This is a genomic window from Vibrio sp. ZF57, assembly GCF_001691235.1.
Lineage (GTDB): Bacteria > Pseudomonadota > Gammaproteobacteria > Enterobacterales > Vibrionaceae > Vibrio > Vibrio crassostreae_C.
In genome coordinates this window covers 59,530-76,775 of record NZ_MAKD01000072.1, presented here as the reverse complement: position 1 = coordinate 76,775, position 17,246 = coordinate 59,530, and the positions used below count along the sequence as shown (strand labels likewise).

Here is a 17,246-nt window from a genome sequence, read left to right as displayed (position 1 = left end):
AAACGGGGTGATCATACTTATTTCAATGACAAAAGCAAACGTTTGCGCAAGTTGTTGCTTTAATTACAGGTATAAAAAAAGCAGCCCTGTTAAATAGGGCTGCTTATTTAAATTTTTGTTAATCAGATGTGCTTATATTGCTAAGTAAGTCACTGGAATGTCGGGATTAATCGCTTCTAATGTAGATTGCGTATCCGCTAGGTGACTGATGCTACCTTCTGCGATTTCAACCAAAGCAGCACTTTCAATTTGTTCGAAATCGAAGCCAGCCAGTTTAAGTTGAATTAACGCGACTTGAAGGGGTGGTAGGCTCGGGTTGAACGCCGCATTTTCTGCGTAAGCACCCGTAAAAATTTCACCTGACGTCAGTTGTAGTGAAACACCACTTAGGTTTTTGGTGTAAGGAGCATGGCTGCGGTTTAGTGCTGCTAGCGCTTCTACAACAATAGGCGTTGTTTCTTCGGTCGTGTACTTATGATCAAGCTTTGTCATTAGGCCAGTTGTCACACCTAAATCAGCAGGGCCGAACGAGTCTGGTAGGTACTCTTGCAGAGACATTTCATCACGTTGTGGCAGCTGAACTTTAAGTTCTTTTGCTGTTGTCAGTTCGTTCATGAATTGACGACAGTGACCACAAGGACTGAAGTTGATGGTGATATCTGAGATACCGAGTTCGCCTTTCATCCAAGCGTGGCTGATTGCAGATTGCTCAGCGTGAACGGTTTGACCAAGTTGAGCACCAGCGATTTCAAGGTTTGCACCAAAATACAGAGTACCAGACAAACCACGTACGATTGCACCAACATAAAAGTCAGATAACGGAGCGTAAGAATACGCTGCGGCAAAAGGAAGTAGCGCAATACGTAGTTCGTCATCCGCTAGACCACTTGCTTGCAGTAGGCTAGCAAATTGTTCTGGAGACAATGTCGCGTCAAAGTTGTCTGCTAATACGATGTCACTCAAAAGCGCTTTCATTGATGATGGAGCACTTTCCAGCGCCAGGGTAATACGACTGTTCATGTTGAATCCTTAATTGACCTTAGGCTTTAATTCTATGCAATGCTCAGGATTTGTCTGTGACAATGATCACTATTGCGTTGTTGTTGTTACATTGGCTTGCATAATTAGAGTGAAGTCACAGATGAAATCGATTGCAAGAGCCATTTATACAGCTGATATCGCACTTAGTGCTCGTAAAAGACCGTGACTTGACTGCTATTGCTAAATAAATGCGAATAAAAAGCCCAAACAGACACTGTAATAAACAGCATTCTGGTTGGGCTGAATCGCGTAGTGATCGTTTAGGTTAAGAATAGAACCAAACCACGAGCGAAAATATACTCGGTGCGATGATTGAGGTAATGACGCCACAAAGCACAAGAGCCAAAGAACTAAATGCTGCATCTTCCTGATTCTTTTCCGCACAAGTCGCGGTGCCTAAAGCGTGAGACACGGTACCCATGGTTAAACCACGGGCGATCGGGCTCTTAATACCAATGAGGTTGTAGATTGGGTAAGCAAAAATTGCCCCAAATAGACCCACAATCAATACCAGTATTGCCGCAATCGCTGCTTCACCACCTAAATGGCTCGATACTTCCATTGCAATTGGCGTGGTGACTGATTTGCCTAACAAGCTCGCAATTAAAGTTAAGTCCGCTTTAAATGCTACTGCGATCACTGCCGTTGTTGTCATCGACATCACACTGCCTAGCGTGCACGCAAAGGTAATGATGCGCCAGTTGGCTCTGATTTGAGGTAGCTGCTCATAAAGTGGGTAAGCAAGTGCAACAACCGCAGGCTGCAGCATGTAGGTGATCCAAGTGTTGTCAGCATAGTAAGTCTCAAACGGTACTCTAAAGGACGTGAGAATCGGAATGATGATACCAATGCTGATAAGCAGGGGGTTACACAGCGGCGAGTTTACTTTTTGACTTACCCAGCGAGCAAATAGGAATACCACGATGGTGAGTAGAATCCACATGATCAGTTACCTCTCGAAAGCAAGCGGTCTAAGAACCATGATAAGGATACTAACACCAATAATGTGCCACCAACGGCGCTCGCCATAATTGGCAATGCGTTCGCGATGAGCATGTCGAAGTGATCCATCAACCCAACACTGATCGGAACAAACAGTAAGATCATTAGGCGGATAATCAAGCTTGCGCCGGGTTGTACCCAGTGCGAAGGAACAATACCAATCACCATGGCGGCAAACAGAATCAACATGCCAAAAATACTGCCTGGAATTGAGGTATCCAAAAAGTGCTGTAACGCGTTACCTGCTGTAAGTGCACCTATGATTAAGGTGAAGGAGATTAAGCAGTAAACCAGTTGGATCAATCTTTCTTTCAAAGTGTTACGTCTCTTGATAATGGAATTAGCTAGCTAACTTTTCTACGTATTGATAAACCGCCTTCAAGATAGCCATTTTCTTCTCGTCACTTTCATGTTCGTGCGCGAGGTTTTCAAGGTTGAGCATGTACTCTTCTAAACGGCACTCATAAAACTCACGACAATGGTTCGCCCATTTCAATTGCTCAGCTTCGTCGAGCGTCCATGGGAAGTTACGCGCACGGTAACGGAACAGTAACGGTTTAATACGTTCATCACCGAAGGTGATATCTAAAGCTGCCAAGTTATTTGGGTCAGTTTCGCGAATGATGTTCATCGCTGTTTTATCAGCAGGTGAGAAGAAACCGTCATAAAGGTGTGTATCAACATCATCACTCTTTTCGTACTCGCGCTCTTGTGAATACAGGCCGATCAGTTTTTCGCGGATCTCTGGGTGTTCGCGCAGCAGTGCCAAGTTTTTCAGGCATTGTTGGCGATCGATACCGATGGTTTCAGCATTTTCAGCCGTTAGCGTTTTGGCTGGAGCAAGAATAGGGCACTTGTTTAGCTGAACCAATTTGATGGGTACGGGTAGTTCGTCTTCACCCAGTTCACTGCGTTTGGTATAGAGCCTTTCTCTGAGTTCATCAGCGTCCAGTTCTAACAGTGGGCTTGGATCTTTGGCTAAATCAACCACGATAACCGCATTTTGATTGGTTGGGTGCCAAGCCATAGGCACAATCCAACTTGTGTAGTTGCAGTCACGGCCAAACATGCCCGAAACGTGCATCAATGGTGTCATGTTTACGATATCAACCAGATCATTCAGCTTACGCTTATGACGCATGTTGTAAAGGTAATCGAACATCTTAGGTTGCGCAGCTTTCAGCTTCTTCGCTAACTCGATGGTCGCAATAACATCGGCCATCGCATCGTGCGCGTTCTCGTGTTCAATGCCGTTTGCCACAGATAGGTGTTCCAGTTTGAAGCTTGGGTAACCTTCTTCGTTCTCTGGCCAAACAATGCCTTCAGGACGCAGTGCGTGAACAGCGCGCATTACATCTAATAAATCCCAACGAGAGTTGCCATTCTGCCAGCTCCACGCATATGGGTCGATGAAGTTTCGGTAACAGGTGTAACGCGTTACTTCATCATCAAATCGAATACTGTTGTAGCCAAGGCTTGTGGTGTTAGGTTTCGCTAACTCAGCATGGATCTTAGCGATAAACTCTGGCTCAGGGAGACCTTGTGAAGCCGCTTTTTGTGGTGTGATACGGGTGATAAGTGCAGCTTCAGGCGTAGGGAGGTAATCAGCGGGAGGTTGGCAATAGATAACCAGAGGCTCTCCAATAACATTGAAATCTTGGTCGGTACGAACACCCGCAAACTGACTCGGACGGTCTTTTGCTGGGCTAACGCCCCATGTTTCGTAATCGAAAAAGAAGTAGGTTGGCTGATTATCTGAACTCATTGAATTTCCTGAACAGCAAGCGCGGAACGTTTACTGTGGCTGAAGGTTAGTTTTGTTCAGTATCTGATAGTATGCGGTACGCGTGCAACCCAGATCACAAATAAATTGCCGGAAAACGGTGCTTTACTATTCAATCGAGTCAGTGGGGAAGGTTTTGAAACCAATTGAGGCGGTTTCTTAGTTAATACAATCTGTCTATCGTCCGTTTAATCCGATGGAGGCGAGAGTATCAACTGGACTTTCTGCTTCATGGTTAACTCTCGGTTCTTCAAATCTTTGAATATGGCCTTCCATTCTTGAAAGGTGACCACTATCGGATTAAAACTGTTCACAGGTTTGGTGACGCCATAACGTACAGTTTCAACTTCAGGTTCGAATGTACCAAATAACTTATCCCAGATAATAAGAACGCCGGCGTAGTTCTTATCAATGTATTGCGGGTTTTTGCCGTGATGTACTCGATGATGCGAAGGGGTATTAAAGATGTATTCAAGTGGCCCCAAGCTTCGTATCCATTGTGTATGGACGAAGAACTGCAAACCTAGATTGAGAAGCACCACAAAGATGACCCACTTAGGGGCAAAACCTATGATGACCAACGGTATCCAGAAAAGCCACATCCCAGCAAGTGGATACATTAAGCTTTGACGGAAAGCCGTACTGAAGTTCATGCTTTCTGAACTGTGGTGTGCCACGTGTGCTGCCCACATCCAGCGAACACGATGGCTTGCTCTGTGGAACCAGTAATAGCAAAAGTCTTGCAACACCATCAATACAACAAAACTCAGCACGCCCATTTCAATGTCCAATAAGCGCCAACCAAACATCCAGAGATACAGCTGCACGATCAATAACCCGGTGAGCAAATCGGAGAGTTGATGCATTCCCGCCAGCGTGAAATTACACATCACTTCTGAAAGCTTATAGCTGGAGTTATCAGGCAGTCGACCTTGCTTCTGACCGATAAAATACTCAGCCAACATGCACACCACGAACAAGGGCGCTAATACCAGCAGTAGCCATTCTGGGTAATTGATTAATGCGTCGATATTCATGTTTTATCCTTGTTGAGACGCCATACGCGTTCTTAGTATCAAGTTTACTTAGACTTGCTCGCCTGAAATTCAGTTAGCAAAATTTCGCTACCAGCGAGCAAAGTGATCTTCTGTTAGGCCAAGAACACCATCGAGTTGATGTGTCACTCCATTGTTGTCTTCAATCGAGCCAGAAAAGTGACCAATGAACTGACGAAAGTTACTTTTTAACAGCCATAAATTGAGCTTTTCGCTGCGATTATTTAAGGGCGTAAAGGTCAGGTTTATACGTCCATCTTGTGATGTTATCTGCCAAGGTAAATTGGTGTCTTGGCGACTAAACGCAAACTGTACCGGGTTAAGTAAGTGCCGAGTTCCATTGATCCATAAAACGTTCTCGCAGCCTCCGGTTTCATTGACGCCTGCTGCGAGGTTCAAGCCAATATCTGTCCCATTGGATTGCGTGTTGATGCTTGCCCAGCGCCAACTGGTTTCACGTCTCATGTAACCCGCTGAAAAGTCATAACCGGCACGAGCTTGTTCGAGAACGAGTGATTCTCCCTTGATTTGGATTTCACCGCTGATGCGCAAAGCATTGTGCTTTTGGGTGTAAGTCCAACCTGAATAACCCGTTGGGCTGCACATCGCCATGGGCAAGCTGTCGGTTTCAGGCTCTAAAGAAATATCGGCCTTGATGAATTTCGTATTCAAGCGAACTCGCCATTGTCCGCCCTCGATATAGAAAGCAATGCTTTGATCTGCAATGCTTGTCTTTCCTTCAAATGGTGAAGGCGTTACATGCTTATCAAACCCTAATGGCCTCAACCAAGATGACTCTTGCAGATGGTTGTTTTCTATGTCGTACAGATAACAAAATGCCGAGCCTAAGTAGCGAATATCCGCGATAGCGACGCCGATAATGTGTGTGTCGGTGACGATGCTGACAAACTGGAATTGCTTATAGTGGAAGTGCTTCTGCCAAGGGTTTGCTTTTGAATCCATCGAGTTTCGGTAGTCAAAGTTCTCGATGTTTAGGTGTTTAAGGATGCCATCGAAATGCCCAATGATCGGCTGACCATTAGAATTAATCAAACTGTGTGGGGCTGGGTTGGTTTTTATCATTGCGATGGTTCACATTATTTTAACAACTAAAGCCATTGTGCGATGAGTAGCGTAGAATTGGGAGGTCATATTCGGACAAGAGCGCGTTACCAATCACGATTTTGTCAGCATGTGTTGTTAAGGCTGAGTAGTCATGTTGATGGGAATGGGCTCGATATAAGGAGAGACGATTGGAGATTATCGCGGAGTATAAGCCAACCGGACATAGGCACCAGTTGGGTACATTAGATATCGCGCTGCTGTTGAATACGCTAGAGCAACGAGGTATCGATATTGAAAGGCTACTCAATGATGTGGGTTTGCCGAACATGGATTGGCGAGGTCCGAATGGAAAACTGACTTACGCTGACAAGCTTTCGTTGTTTAGCGCGGCTAATCAGAGTTTTCCTCACGATGGTTTGGGGCTTTGGTTGGGAGAGCACGCTAGCTTGAGCCACTTTGGTGTGTTGGGTTATGCGCTATCAACCAGTCAAAATGTCGGGGAGGCCATCAAGTCGGGCTTCAAGTATTTGCGCCTGAACGGTCCTATCTTCTCGGTTAAATTGTTTCTAGATTCCGAGCAAGCAGTGATTCAGATTGAGAACACATTGGAAGTGGGCGATCTGCTTCCTTTCTGCAGTGAATATTTCTTGAGTTCAATCGTCTCTTTATTCAAAGAGCTGACTGGTCATGAGTTGGATATTCATATTTTGGCTTTGCCTTATACACGCACTAATTACGCCAAGCTCTATGACGATCGTTTCCAGTGCCCTGTAGTTTTTGAGCAGAGCCATTGTGAACTGCGTTTTGATGTATCGGTTTTGTCGCAAACCTTATTGACTCATGATGCAGCGACACTGAAGCGCTATCTTGCGTCTTGCCAGTCGATAATGGAAACGTTGGACTCTGAGCATCTGCTGACTAACCAGATCAAAACGATCTTTTATCAAACCGCAGGCAGTTTCCCGAATATTGAACAACTCGCGGATGAGTTTGGTTGTAGCTCTCGTACACTCAGGCGAGAGCTAGTGACCCATGAATCCAGTTACCAAATATTGCTTACCGAAGTTCGAGTGGAGCTGGCCAAAGAGCTATTACTCGGCACAACCATGAGCATTGATGACATCGGTGAAAGGCTCGGTTATAGCGACCCTGCAAATTTCAGAAGGGCGTTTAAAGGTTGGCTCAATAAAACGCCCGCTCAGTTTCGTGATGGTTTAAGTTAAGGCGTTACTTGCTAAAGAACTGCTCCCTGAAATCGGTGACTTGCTGTTGATAATAACTGTCCCAATCTTGTTGAGTCCAAGTGGCATAACTTGATGAGCGCTGAGAGTCTAAGGTCGCTTTGAGCTGATCCAGTTGCTCGTGATAACTCATCACGGTTTGTTGCTGTTGTGCGACTTGTTGTTCTCGCGCGGCAATGTTGCTGGCCTGCGCTTCATCTAAGTAGGCATCTTGAAGGTCGGCTTTGACTGATGCTACTTCAGCAGGGCTATAGCTGCTGGGTATCAAAGATACTGCCAGTTCATATTTTTGAAGCTGTGTTTCGGCGTTTAACGTGCCCGTATTGTTTTGCCATTCACTAAGCAAATCTTGATAGTTGGCCAAAAACTGGCTCGCTTCGTTCTTTTCAAGGGTGTTAGCGTCAAGCGTAAAATCCAGATGAGCAAACTGGTCAGCGAATAGCTGGTGGGCCAACTCTCCCCATACTTGTTGTGCAGATTGCTTGAATAAGGCAACACGATCTTCAAGAGTCTCTATGGATTCAAGTGGGATAGTGCTTTGTGTTAATTGCCAGTCAACCGATAGCTGCGGATAGTCGCTCAGTAACTCAAACCATATGCCCGGCAATTCTGATTTCAATCGTGCGAGTTGCTCTGCGCAGTCATCGCGTTGTTGGCAAAGCTTCCAGAACCCATCGAGTTCATCGAACAAAGCCTTGCCTTCAAGCTCACTCAAGTTTTCAGCAAGAATTTTACCGTCCAGTGCTCCGGCTTGGGCTTGATTGCTGTGCGATGCGGAGTTTTCCGAACTAGCGGTTGCAGTAGGCGTGGAATTATCGTCATTAGTTGTCGTAGAAACACGCGGCTTAGGTTCTGTGTGTTGAGCAGAAGATAGCGCTGTTTCGTTCGTTTTTGATGACCACGAATAGCAAATAATGCTCGCCGTTAAGACGAGCATTAGGATTAATATAACTCGATGCATTATTGGTTCACCGAGTTACTTGATCACGGCGCTAACAGGGAAGTGGTCTGAAAGGTTGTAGTGCTTCCATAACTCACTGCTTGTTGATCTTGGGACATCCACGCGATTGTAGTTATGCGCTTTAGCGGCATACTCTGAGCTCACTACCACATAATCGAGATACTCAACGTTCTCGCCACCCGACATAGGTTCTCCCGCAAAGTTGTTGATGCGTGGGTCAAAGGTAGAAGCGGTGTAACCTGAATATTGTGGCTCTTCAGCCTGCAGGTTAGCAAACATCTGTTGATAGTCGCCTGGGAACTTGAGCTTGTTCACGTTGAAGTCACCGCTGTAAACCACAGTTTCTGATGCCGAGATATTCAGAGACTGCGCTAGTGCACGCATCTGCTTGAATTGACGTTGTCGGTAGTCACGAGCGGTGTCCGTATCGAATGATGCGGTGTGAGTGCCAAACACATGGTAAGCCTGACCATTCTTGATGATCTCGGCGTAATTCACGCCCTTATCAGCGAAACAATCTGTGCCTGTACAATCAGGGAACACGTATTGCGCTTCGTTGACGATAGGGTAGCGGCTGACAATGATCACGCCGCCGTCATAGATGTTAATCCCGTCTTTATCGAGCATTTTGGTTTGATATGGATACTCTTTTGCAAGTTCACGCAAGAATTCATCTCTGCCGTTAGCAAACACCTCTTGTAGCGCCAACACGTCATAGCCCTTTACGTATTGAGGTAGAAGATCGTAGCGGTCACCAATATGTGAAGCGATGGCAGGCAGCGCCCAGATGTTATAAGTCATGACTTTGAGTGTATTGGCATCTGGCTCTGGTTGCTCATCCACTTTTGGTGGGGTGATGGTGTAATAAATATCATCGTAGCGCGCAGTAGAATCGGCTTTAAGTGCTAGCTCTGCATTAACCCCGAATGCATCGGTTGTGCTGCGATGAATATTACGATCGTCATGCAACGTTAGGTTGACGTCTGCAGCACTCAAGCCATGTTGCAGTGTCGAGTTGTACCAATGACCCTTCATGGTTTGGTTGAGCGTGACACTCTCACCCACAGCGTTCGATACCACAGTGTCAAACTCATAGGTCTTCCCCGATTTCACACCAGTCCAGCGATTGAAACTGATCAGCTTCTTCGTCTCCCAAGGGCCAATCTGTTCAACATGCTGTTGCCACTCATCACCGAATTGAAGCTGGTCGGTACCCGTGTGATTGGTTTGAATCGTCATTTCTTGGCTGGTGTTATTGGTCAGGTACACATCGGTATCTGCAATAGCCGAGGTTGAAATGAATGAAGCTGATGCAAGTATTGCACTCAGGCAAGTCCATTGAGTTTTCATTTTCACGTTATCCTTACTGATTGGTTTAAAGAATAACGTAGTAAAGAGTTGTGACATTGGAGTTATAACTCTATGGGAATTATCCAAATATCAGATATATGCCATGGTTTTATAAATTAGATTACTCATTGAAAATTAACATATTGCTTTGCCTGAATGATAAGTGATACGCGCGCACGCTAAAAAATAGAGGAACGATTTGGGTTTGAGGGTAAGTCACTACTGGTTGTTTTCGTGGAAATCATAGGTCGGTAAATAACCAGAAATGGATGCTGTGAATCACGATAAGGGAAAACGCTAACCGCCTTGCTCTATCAGCATAAATTTTGCCATTGTTCAGTAAACAGATTCCTCAAAAACAGGTATGATAGTGTCGTTTTTAATCCTGAACTGGGAAAGTCATGGCAAAGTTAACACTCCAAGAGCAAATGCTTAAAGCTGGCTTGGTAAATGAGAAAAAATTAAAGAAGGCGAAGAAGGGCTCTAAAAAGTCTCGCGTTCAGTCTCGTGAAGCAAAAGCGGCAGCAGAAGAAACTAAACTGGCGCAGCAAGCGAAAGACAAAGAGTTAAACCAACAGTTGAAAGAACAGCAGTTGAGCAAAGAAATTAAAGCTCAAGTGAAGCAACTGATTGAGATGAACAAGATCGAACAGAAGAACGGTGAGATCAAATACAACTTCACCGACGGTACGCTAGTTAAATATCTTTACGTAGAAGAGCTGACTCAAAAGCAACTAAGTAAAGGCATTCTAAGTATTGCTCGTCAAGGCGAGAGCTATGTTGTTATTCCAACAGCAGTAGCGGACAAGATTGCTATGCGCGACGAAGAATCTATCGTTGATACGCAGGCAGGTAGCACAGACGAAGTAGACGAAGATGACCCGTACAAAGACTTCGTGATCCCAGATGATCTAATGTGGTAATCCGTTTTACCTAGCTCCATTTTAATGGTTAGCTAAGTTTACAGGATCTAAGAATGCAGCGAACAATCACTCGATTGGCGCTGCATTTTTTTTGGCGCGAAATGACTTCAACAAATCTTGAATAAAGCTTAGTGTTCTGACATGCCGTAAACAAGGCTATCATTGGCACTTGCATGATCGATAAAATCGGTATTAGCGCGCTGTTCGTGTTGGTCATAGCCATCGAAGTAACAGTCGCCAATTTCATTGCGCGGGCAAACGTGAATGTGGTCTTTGATGACCAGTTCGGTAGAGCAGCATGGGCAGTGTTTTACATGTCCAGTGAGTACCGTAGATCGATTTGGTTTCATACATCCTCCTGATAGGCACTGTAATCTGATTGCCTATTTGCACCCTAAGTTACGCAAATTAGTGTGTCGTTATGATTTCATTTTTAAGTCAATAAAAAACGATTCGTAGAGTGAATGTTTAGGTATTAATGTAAATGTAAGAGCAAGAAAAAATAAAAGAACTAGGACGAGTAGGCTTGAAAGTAGATCGGCCATATAGTCGACTTTCACTGGTATCACATTCAGCCGAAGAGGTTGAAGTAGAGCTCGCTACGACGAATATGTTGGCCAGATGAAACCAACAAGCCCTAGTGAGCTGTGCATCATTTTATCGACTTAAGCTTTCAAAGTAATGCTGAACAAATTTAACGAACACTTGGTGTTTCTTTGCCGGATAAATAACTTGCGGATAGAACAGATAAATACTGTTGCCTTGTTGCAGACATTCATCAGGCAGCACTCGCTCTAACTCTCCAAGCTCGATCTCTTTCGCAACGTAGTAACTTGCAATACGGATGATGCCACTGCCTGCCATGGCTTGTTGCTTAAGCAGGTGGTTGTCATTACTTGAAAGCCAGCCGGACACATCAATATTTACCGATTTTAAAGGCCACTCGGTTTGGTGCAGCGTTGCTAAGCATTGATGATCACTTAAGTCACTCACATTGGTAGGGCGACCAAATTGGTTAAGATAACCGGGAGTCGCGACTAAATCATGTTGATAGCTAATCAAGTGTTTCGCCACCATGTTGTCAGGTGGCGTATTGGTGGCACGAAACGCGATATCGATATCATCTTGATTGAGATTAAAGTTGGTGTAGCTACTGTTTATCTCGAAACGAATCTCAGGGTATTGCTGCCTAAACTGTTGGCAGATATCGAATAGATATACCTCAGTAAACATCTTTGGCGCAGTGAGGCGTAATAGGCCTTTGACGATGTCGTGTTGCTCAGAAACACTGCGTTCAAGCTGTAAGACTTGCGAGCGAATCGTTAAGCCTTGTTGTAACGCGCGTTCGCCTTCTTGGGTTAAACGAACACTGCGCGTGGTTCTGACCAAAAGCGGGCACTGTAAATCGTTCTCTAAACGTTTGATCTGTTCAGAAAGGTAGCTCTTAGAGATACCGAGCTTTTCGGCTGCCTTGGTAAAGTTGAGTTGCTGAGCAAGTTCTACAAACAGGATCAGTCGTTCTATTCTTTTGTGTTCGTTCATTCGCGCGTTCCTACCAATCTATTGTTCGTCATATCAAACAATCATTTCGTAACTAGCATATTCTGTTTTTTAAAAAGAACAATATGATAGAGGCATATTTCTGGTCAGCAAATCTTCTAAGCGAGAATCGATATGACGAACAGCACTGAATCTACAAACAAAACGAATGACAAAAAACGTATCCCATTATCAAATTATCTACCGAATGTTGGGCAAATTGCCTATGGCTGCATGGGGTTAGGTGGTGGCTGGAATGATAATCCAGTGACGAGTGCGGATGTTGCTCAAACACGAAGCGTAATCGGCACCGCACTAGAATCGGGCATTAACTTATTCGACCATGCGGATATCTATACCTTCAGCAAAGCTGAGCAAGCCTTTGGTCAAGCATTACAACAAGCGCCTGATCTGCGTGAACAGATGTTCATTCAATCTAAGTGTGGGATTCGTTTTGAAGGCGAGGGCAATGTTGGTCGTTATGATTTCTCGGCTGATTGGGTAGGCCAATCGGTAGACGGTATTCTCAATCGATTGAATACTGAAAAGCTTGATGTGCTGTTATTGCACCGCCCTGATCCTTTGATGGAACTCGATGAGCTAGCAAGAACGTTAGAGAACTTAAAAGCGCAAGGTAAGGTCGATTATTTTGGTGTGTCGAACATGAACAGCCATCAAATTCAGTACCTGCAATCTGCGCTTGGGCAACCCATCGTCGCGAATCAAGTTGAGATGAGCTTAGCCAAATTGGATTGGTTGAATGATGGGGTGATGATTAACTCGCAAGGGCACCATCAATCAGACTTCGCCGCAGGCACTCTTGAACATTGCCAATTGAATAACATCCAACTGCAAGCTTGGGGCTGTTTGGCACAAGGCCGATTTGCTGAGCAAGGTTTGTATTCAGAACATGAAAACGTGAAAAAGACAGCGCACTACGTGGCTCAGTTAGCGAACCAATATGGCGTAGAAAGTGAAGCGATTGTGTTGGCATTTTTGCTTCGTCACCCTGCTCGTATCCAACCTGTAATTGGCACCACAAATCTAGACCGAATCAAAGCTTCGGCAGTCGCGACTCAGATAAACCTGTCTCGTGAAGAGTGGTACAACCTATACGTGTACTCACGTGGTCAAGCACTGCCATAAGGAATGAATATGTTGAATCAAAAGATCGCGCAACAACTGGTGTCTAACGCTCTAGACATTGCTGAGCGTAATCAACAAGCAATCGCGGTGAGCGGGTGTGATACGCACGGTGAGTTACTGGCGTTTATTCGCATGGATAATGTGAGTGTTCAAGCCGGATTGTTAGCACAGAACAAAGCTTATACATCTGCAAGAGATAGACAGCCAAGCGGTAACTTAGGTGCTTGGGCGAGAGAAACTGGTAAAGACTTAAGTTACTGGACTGACCCAAAGATCACTGGCTTTAAAGGCGGTGTTCCCATTGAATTAAATGGGCAGGTGATTGGCGCTATTGGTGTCAGCGGATTAAGTGAAGACGACGATGAAGCACTTGCCGAAAAAGTCATTCAACTTGTGTTCTAAGCTGTTGCTCGTGAAGTAATGGAAGTTAGAAGTAACAGATAATAAAAAACCGATGCATGTGCATCGGTTTTTTGCTTAACGAGACCCAAGTGATTGAATCAATCGAACCCATTAAGCGTTCGCTTGTTCCAGATCTTGTTGCTTGTCTTTCTTACCCAATAGGCGGCTTGTGATCGTACCGGCTGTCATTGCACCAGATACGTTAAGCGCCGTACGTGCCATATCGATAAGTGGCTCGATAGAGATAAGCAGTGCTGCGATAGTTACAGGAAGACCCATAGCTGGAAGTACGATAAGCGCCGCGAACGTTGCACCGCCACCTACGCCAGCAATACCGAATGAGCTCACTGTGATAATAGCAATCAGAGACAGAATGAAGTTGATGTCCATTGGGTCGATGCCAACCGTAGGTGCAACCATGACTGCTAGCATTGCAGGGTAGATACCCGCACAACCGTTTTGACCAATCGTTGCACCGAAAGAGGCAGACAGGTTAGCAATCGCTGGTGGCACGTTTAGCTTAGTGATTTGAGCTTCAACGTTCAGTGGAATCGTTGCTGCAGAACTACGAGACGTGAAAGCGAACGTCAGTACAGGCCAGATCTTTTGGAAATACTCTTTCGGGTTTACACCAACAAAAGAAACCAACACACCGTGTACAACGAACATCAGTAGAATCGCAACGTAAGATGCAACGATGAAACCTAGTAGGCTGAGGATGTCAGAAGCACTTGATGTTGCAACTACCTTCGCCATTAACGCTGCGATGCCGTATGGCGTTAGTGCCATGATCATCTTAACTAAGCGCATAACGATAGATTGTGCCGCTTCAACAAACGTACGGATCGGAGATTCTAGTTCTTCTTTCTCTGCCATCACTTTACGAGCAGCGATGCCCGTTAGCACACCAAAGATAACAACCGCGATGATAGACGTAGAGCGAGCACCCGTTAGGTCTGCAAATGGGTTAGTCGGAATAAAGCTGATCAGCATTTGTGGAATTGTTAGGTCTGAAACGCTACCGATGCGGCTTTCAAGTGTTGCGATACGTGCTGTTTCGCGAGCGCCTTCTGTTAAACCTTCAGCAGATAGGCCGAATGCTTGCGTTACAACAATACCAACAATCGCAGAAATCGCGGTTGTTGCTAACAGTACAGAAATGGTGATACCAGAAATCTTGCCCAGTGAGCCGCCTTTTTCAAGCTTCACTACTGCTGCAATCATTGAAACCAATACTAATGGCATGATCACCATTTTCAGTAGGCCAACATAACCACGGCCAACAATATTTACCCAGTCTAGTGTTTCGTTGATGACCGGATTGCCTTCACCAAATAACAGCTGTAGACCAAGACCAAATGCGCTACCAAATACTAAACCGAGTAAAACGAGGCGAGAAAGTGTGTTTTCTTTTTTCTGCTGTCCGTAGAGAAAAAAGAGGATACCAGTGAATACCGCTAAGGCAGCGATAGCTGAAAATGACATTTGTTTTCCTTATGAATTTCTTTAAATCGATAGGGCGCTTAGATATATGGGCGCAAATACTGTTAGCTACAGTAGCGACCTGTAACAAAACGTAAAATAAGGAAAAGTAATTTATTAGAACGATTAGTAATATCCACTCAATAGGATGGGTGGATATTCAACATTGTGATGAATAGGTGAGCTTTTTAGCGATATTTTGCCAATAAATTGAGCATGTCACTTGACGAGTAAATTTCGATATTTTGGAAATTATTTTCGAATAACCGGAACAACATTGCTTTGGCTACGTCTTCCGACTGAATAGGGCGTAGGTTTTTGAACTTACCAAGCATAAATGGAGACAGCAGAGGAAAGACACTTTGCAGGAGTTTTTCATCAGCTCTAGGTTCATCACGCTCACCCACCAGAGGCCCAGGGCGTGCGATGAAAAGCTGCTTGAAGCCAATACGTTTTAAATTTTGTTCCATTTGTCCTTTACAGCGAAGGTAGTGCGAATAGGAATCTGGTGAAGCGCCATAGCTAGAAACGACCGCTACGCGTTGAACCCCAAGAAACTTCATCGACTGTGCGACTTGGCTAACCAGTTCCACATCGATTTTGCGAAGCGCTTCTTTTGATCCTGCCTTTTTCTTAGTCGTACCTAAGCAGATAACGCCAAGATTAGGCGTCGCATTCGTGTCATCCCAACTGGTAACTTGCAGGTCGCTGTGAATGAGTGTGTGGAGCTTGTTGGAATCAAACTGTGAATCTAACGCTCGGCGAGATAGGGCATAGATATGATCAACGGCGGGTTCATCGATGAGCAACTTCATCACATGATGACCAATTAACCCGGTTGCACCAGCCACCACGACCGATGTTTTGTCTCCAGAAATGCTCATTTTAATCCCTTCTTCACTCCACAAGTGCTTGTTTAATATAAACAGTGTTTGAATTTTAAGCGAATAAAAGTTTGTTAAACGAGTGGTCAGTAGTATGTGGGGAGTCGCCTGTTTATGGAAAAAGAGATGATTTAGTTTGGCTCGACGCATAAGTACGGTCTGAAGCATAAGTACGATATGAAACATAATGGCGGTGGGAAAGATAAATGCGGTTTGAAACTTAAGTTAGGCGTTAAACATAACAAAGCCCGCTGGGCGACGGGCTTTGTTACTTTTCTTGCTTCTTACTAGGTAAAGGACAGTGGGATTTTCCTTACCTTTTTGCTAGCTTTCTTACTTGATTTATTTGGTTTTCTTTTACTTGAATTTGGAATCATAACACCTCCTAAATCGTTGTTCTGTTTTGTCTTTCAATCGATTGTCTTTCTTCGTGTAGCGTCAGTGTTGTGGGCATTCACTGTATGGGTACTTATCAATGGAGAGATTAATAAGTAATTTAGATAAGGCATAAACGATGCCAAAATGTAAGTTATTGATAAATCTATTATCAGTATTATTTGTGTTTTAGGGTTCGTCAATTTGACTGTCAATCTGAGAAAAAACCAGTGTGATCTGTTTAAATTAAGAACACTCTCTGCGGTTTCTGCCACATAGCCATAGATACAGCCTTGCTTAACACGTAAACTGAGTCGTAATTCACATAGACCAAGGACGTGCTATGAACCTCAAGCTTGATACTCTTGCTCCCACTCAGATTTATCACCTGATGACACAAACCGTTGTTCCTCGCCCGATTGCGTGGGCATTGACGGAATCTTCTGACCAAGAGTACAACCTCGCGCCTTTCTCTTATTTCACGCCTGTTTCTAGTAATCCGCCGTTACTGATGTTATCGGTTGGGAAGAAGCCGTCCGGCGAAATCAAAGATACCACTCGTAATGCCCTAGAAACGGGTAAGCTAGTGATTCACATTGCTTCTTCAAGTTCTGCCGAAACCATGACGGCGACAGCAGCTACCCTTGAACATGGTGATTCGGAAGTCACCGCGAATAACATTGATCTGGTTGAATTTGAAGGCTTCTCTTTACCGAGATTGAAAGAGTGCGCGGTCGCTTTTGGATGCACCTTGTACGAAGTAAAAGAGGTTGGAGAAGTGCCACAAAGCCTTATCTTTGCTCAAGTCGAAACCGTGTACATTTCCGAAGACGTGATCGACAAAGAGAGTGAGCGTCTTAAGATCGACGCGTTAGCACTTGATCCTTTATCTCGATTGGGTGGCGGTGAATACGCCACGCTTTCCAATGTGTTTTCTGTCGCACGCCCTAAGTAGCAGCCCTATATCAACGTACCCAGAATAAGCGTTTTTAAAAAC

General features: G+C 44.7%; 17 protein-coding genes. 5 read left to right on the top strand and 12 right to left on the bottom strand.

What is annotated here, in order from left to right:
* Positions 1 to 132: 132 nt before the first annotated feature.
* From cdd to A6D97_RS08805, 6 genes are all read right to left on the bottom strand, one after another.
* Positions 133 to 1,020, bottom strand: coding sequence for a cytidine deaminase (gene cdd / locus A6D97_RS08830; protein WP_017059133.1), 888 nt, complete (start codon positions 1,018 to 1,020; stop codon positions 133 to 135).
* Between the two features lie 286 nt (positions 1,021 to 1,306).
* Complete coding sequence (locus A6D97_RS08825) at positions 1,307 to 1,984, bottom strand: LrgB family protein (RefSeq protein ID WP_065584236.1); 678 nt, start codon at positions 1,982 to 1,984, stop codon at positions 1,307 to 1,309.
* A 2-nt stretch (positions 1,985 to 1,986) separates the two neighbouring features.
* Positions 1,987 to 2,358: a CidA/LrgA family protein gene (locus tag A6D97_RS08820; RefSeq protein ID WP_004734867.1), complete on the bottom strand. Its 372-nt coding sequence runs from the start codon at positions 2,356 to 2,358 to the stop codon at positions 1,987 to 1,989.
* Positions 2,359 to 2,383: 25 nt separating this feature from the next.
* Positions 2,384 to 3,808, bottom strand: a complete 1,425-nt coding sequence (gene sbcB, locus A6D97_RS08815; protein ID WP_065584235.1) for an exodeoxyribonuclease I — start codon at positions 3,806 to 3,808, stop codon at positions 2,384 to 2,386.
* A gap of 206 nt (positions 3,809 to 4,014) precedes the next feature.
* Positions 4,015 to 4,863 carry a sterol desaturase family protein gene (locus A6D97_RS08810; protein ID WP_065584234.1) on the bottom strand — a complete coding sequence of 283 codons (849 nt, stop codon included), beginning with the start codon at positions 4,861 to 4,863 and terminating at the stop codon, positions 4,015 to 4,017.
* Between the two features lie 87 nt (positions 4,864 to 4,950).
* Positions 4,951 to 5,964, bottom strand: coding sequence for a DUF2804 domain-containing protein (locus A6D97_RS08805; protein WP_017070924.1), 1,014 nt, complete (start codon positions 5,962 to 5,964; stop codon positions 4,951 to 4,953).
* Between the two features lie 170 nt (positions 5,965 to 6,134).
* On the opposite strand from A6D97_RS08805, the gene A6D97_RS08800 reads away from it, so the two are divergent.
* Entirely contained in the window at positions 6,135 to 7,169 is a 1,035-nt protein-coding gene (locus A6D97_RS08800) for an AraC family transcriptional regulator (protein WP_065584233.1), read from the top strand.
* Positions 7,170 to 7,173: 4 nt separating this feature from the next.
* Here the strand turns inward: A6D97_RS08800 and A6D97_RS08795 are convergent, their stop codons facing one another.
* On the bottom strand, positions 7,174 to 8,124 hold the full coding sequence (locus A6D97_RS08795) for a chromosome partitioning protein ParA (RefSeq protein ID WP_065584232.1): 951 nt from the start codon (positions 8,122 to 8,124) through the stop codon (positions 7,174 to 7,176).
* A gap of 39 nt (positions 8,125 to 8,163) precedes the next feature.
* Positions 8,164 to 9,498 (bottom strand): sphingomyelin phosphodiesterase, encoded by a 1,335-nt coding sequence (locus A6D97_RS08790; RefSeq protein WP_065584231.1) that lies wholly within the window; start codon positions 9,496 to 9,498, stop codon positions 8,164 to 8,166.
* 401 nt (positions 9,499 to 9,899) lie between these two features.
* Here A6D97_RS08790 and A6D97_RS08785 point away from each other — a divergent pair, with 401 nt between their 5' ends.
* Positions 9,900 to 10,421 carry a DUF2058 domain-containing protein gene (locus A6D97_RS08785; protein WP_065584230.1) on the top strand — a complete coding sequence of 174 codons (522 nt, stop codon included), beginning with the start codon at positions 9,900 to 9,902 and terminating at the stop codon, positions 10,419 to 10,421.
* A 128-nt stretch (positions 10,422 to 10,549) separates the two neighbouring features.
* Here the strand turns inward: A6D97_RS08785 and A6D97_RS08780 are convergent, their stop codons facing one another.
* Together A6D97_RS08780 and A6D97_RS08775 are read right to left on the bottom strand one after the other, a co-directional pair.
* A complete protein-coding gene (locus tag A6D97_RS08780) occupies positions 10,550 to 10,771 on the bottom strand; it encodes a hypothetical protein (protein ID WP_017059142.1) in 222 nt (73 codons plus the stop codon).
* A 307-nt stretch (positions 10,772 to 11,078) separates the two neighbouring features.
* Positions 11,079 to 11,963, bottom strand: coding sequence for a LysR family transcriptional regulator (locus A6D97_RS08775; protein ID WP_065584229.1), 885 nt, complete (start codon positions 11,961 to 11,963; stop codon positions 11,079 to 11,081).
* Positions 11,964 to 12,095: 132 nt separating this feature from the next.
* Here A6D97_RS08775 and A6D97_RS08770 point away from each other — a divergent pair, with 132 nt between their 5' ends.
* Positions 12,096 to 13,106 (top strand): aldo/keto reductase, encoded by a 1,011-nt coding sequence (locus A6D97_RS08770; protein WP_065584228.1) that lies wholly within the window; start codon positions 12,096 to 12,098, stop codon positions 13,104 to 13,106.
* 9 nt (positions 13,107 to 13,115) lie between these two features.
* On the top strand, positions 13,116 to 13,508 hold the full coding sequence (locus A6D97_RS08765; RefSeq protein ID WP_065584227.1) for a heme-binding protein: 393 nt from the start codon (positions 13,116 to 13,118) through the stop codon (positions 13,506 to 13,508).
* Positions 13,509 to 13,619: 111 nt separating this feature from the next.
* Here the strand turns inward: A6D97_RS08765 and A6D97_RS08760 are convergent, their stop codons facing one another.
* Positions 13,620 to 14,993 carry an L-cystine transporter gene (locus A6D97_RS08760; protein ID WP_048611859.1) on the bottom strand — a complete coding sequence of 458 codons (1,374 nt, stop codon included), beginning with the start codon at positions 14,991 to 14,993 and terminating at the stop codon, positions 13,620 to 13,622.
* A gap of 185 nt (positions 14,994 to 15,178) precedes the next feature.
* Positions 15,179 to 15,874 carry an NAD-dependent epimerase/dehydratase family protein gene (locus tag A6D97_RS08755; RefSeq protein ID WP_017059149.1) on the bottom strand — a complete coding sequence of 232 codons (696 nt, stop codon included), beginning with the start codon at positions 15,872 to 15,874 and terminating at the stop codon, positions 15,179 to 15,181.
* 718 nt (positions 15,875 to 16,592) lie between these two features.
* Between A6D97_RS08755 and A6D97_RS08750 the strand changes: the two genes are divergently transcribed.
* Entirely contained in the window at positions 16,593 to 17,204 is a 612-nt protein-coding gene (locus tag A6D97_RS08750; RefSeq protein ID WP_017099714.1) for a flavin reductase family protein, read from the top strand.
* The last annotated feature ends 42 nt before the right edge of the window (positions 17,205 to 17,246 follow it).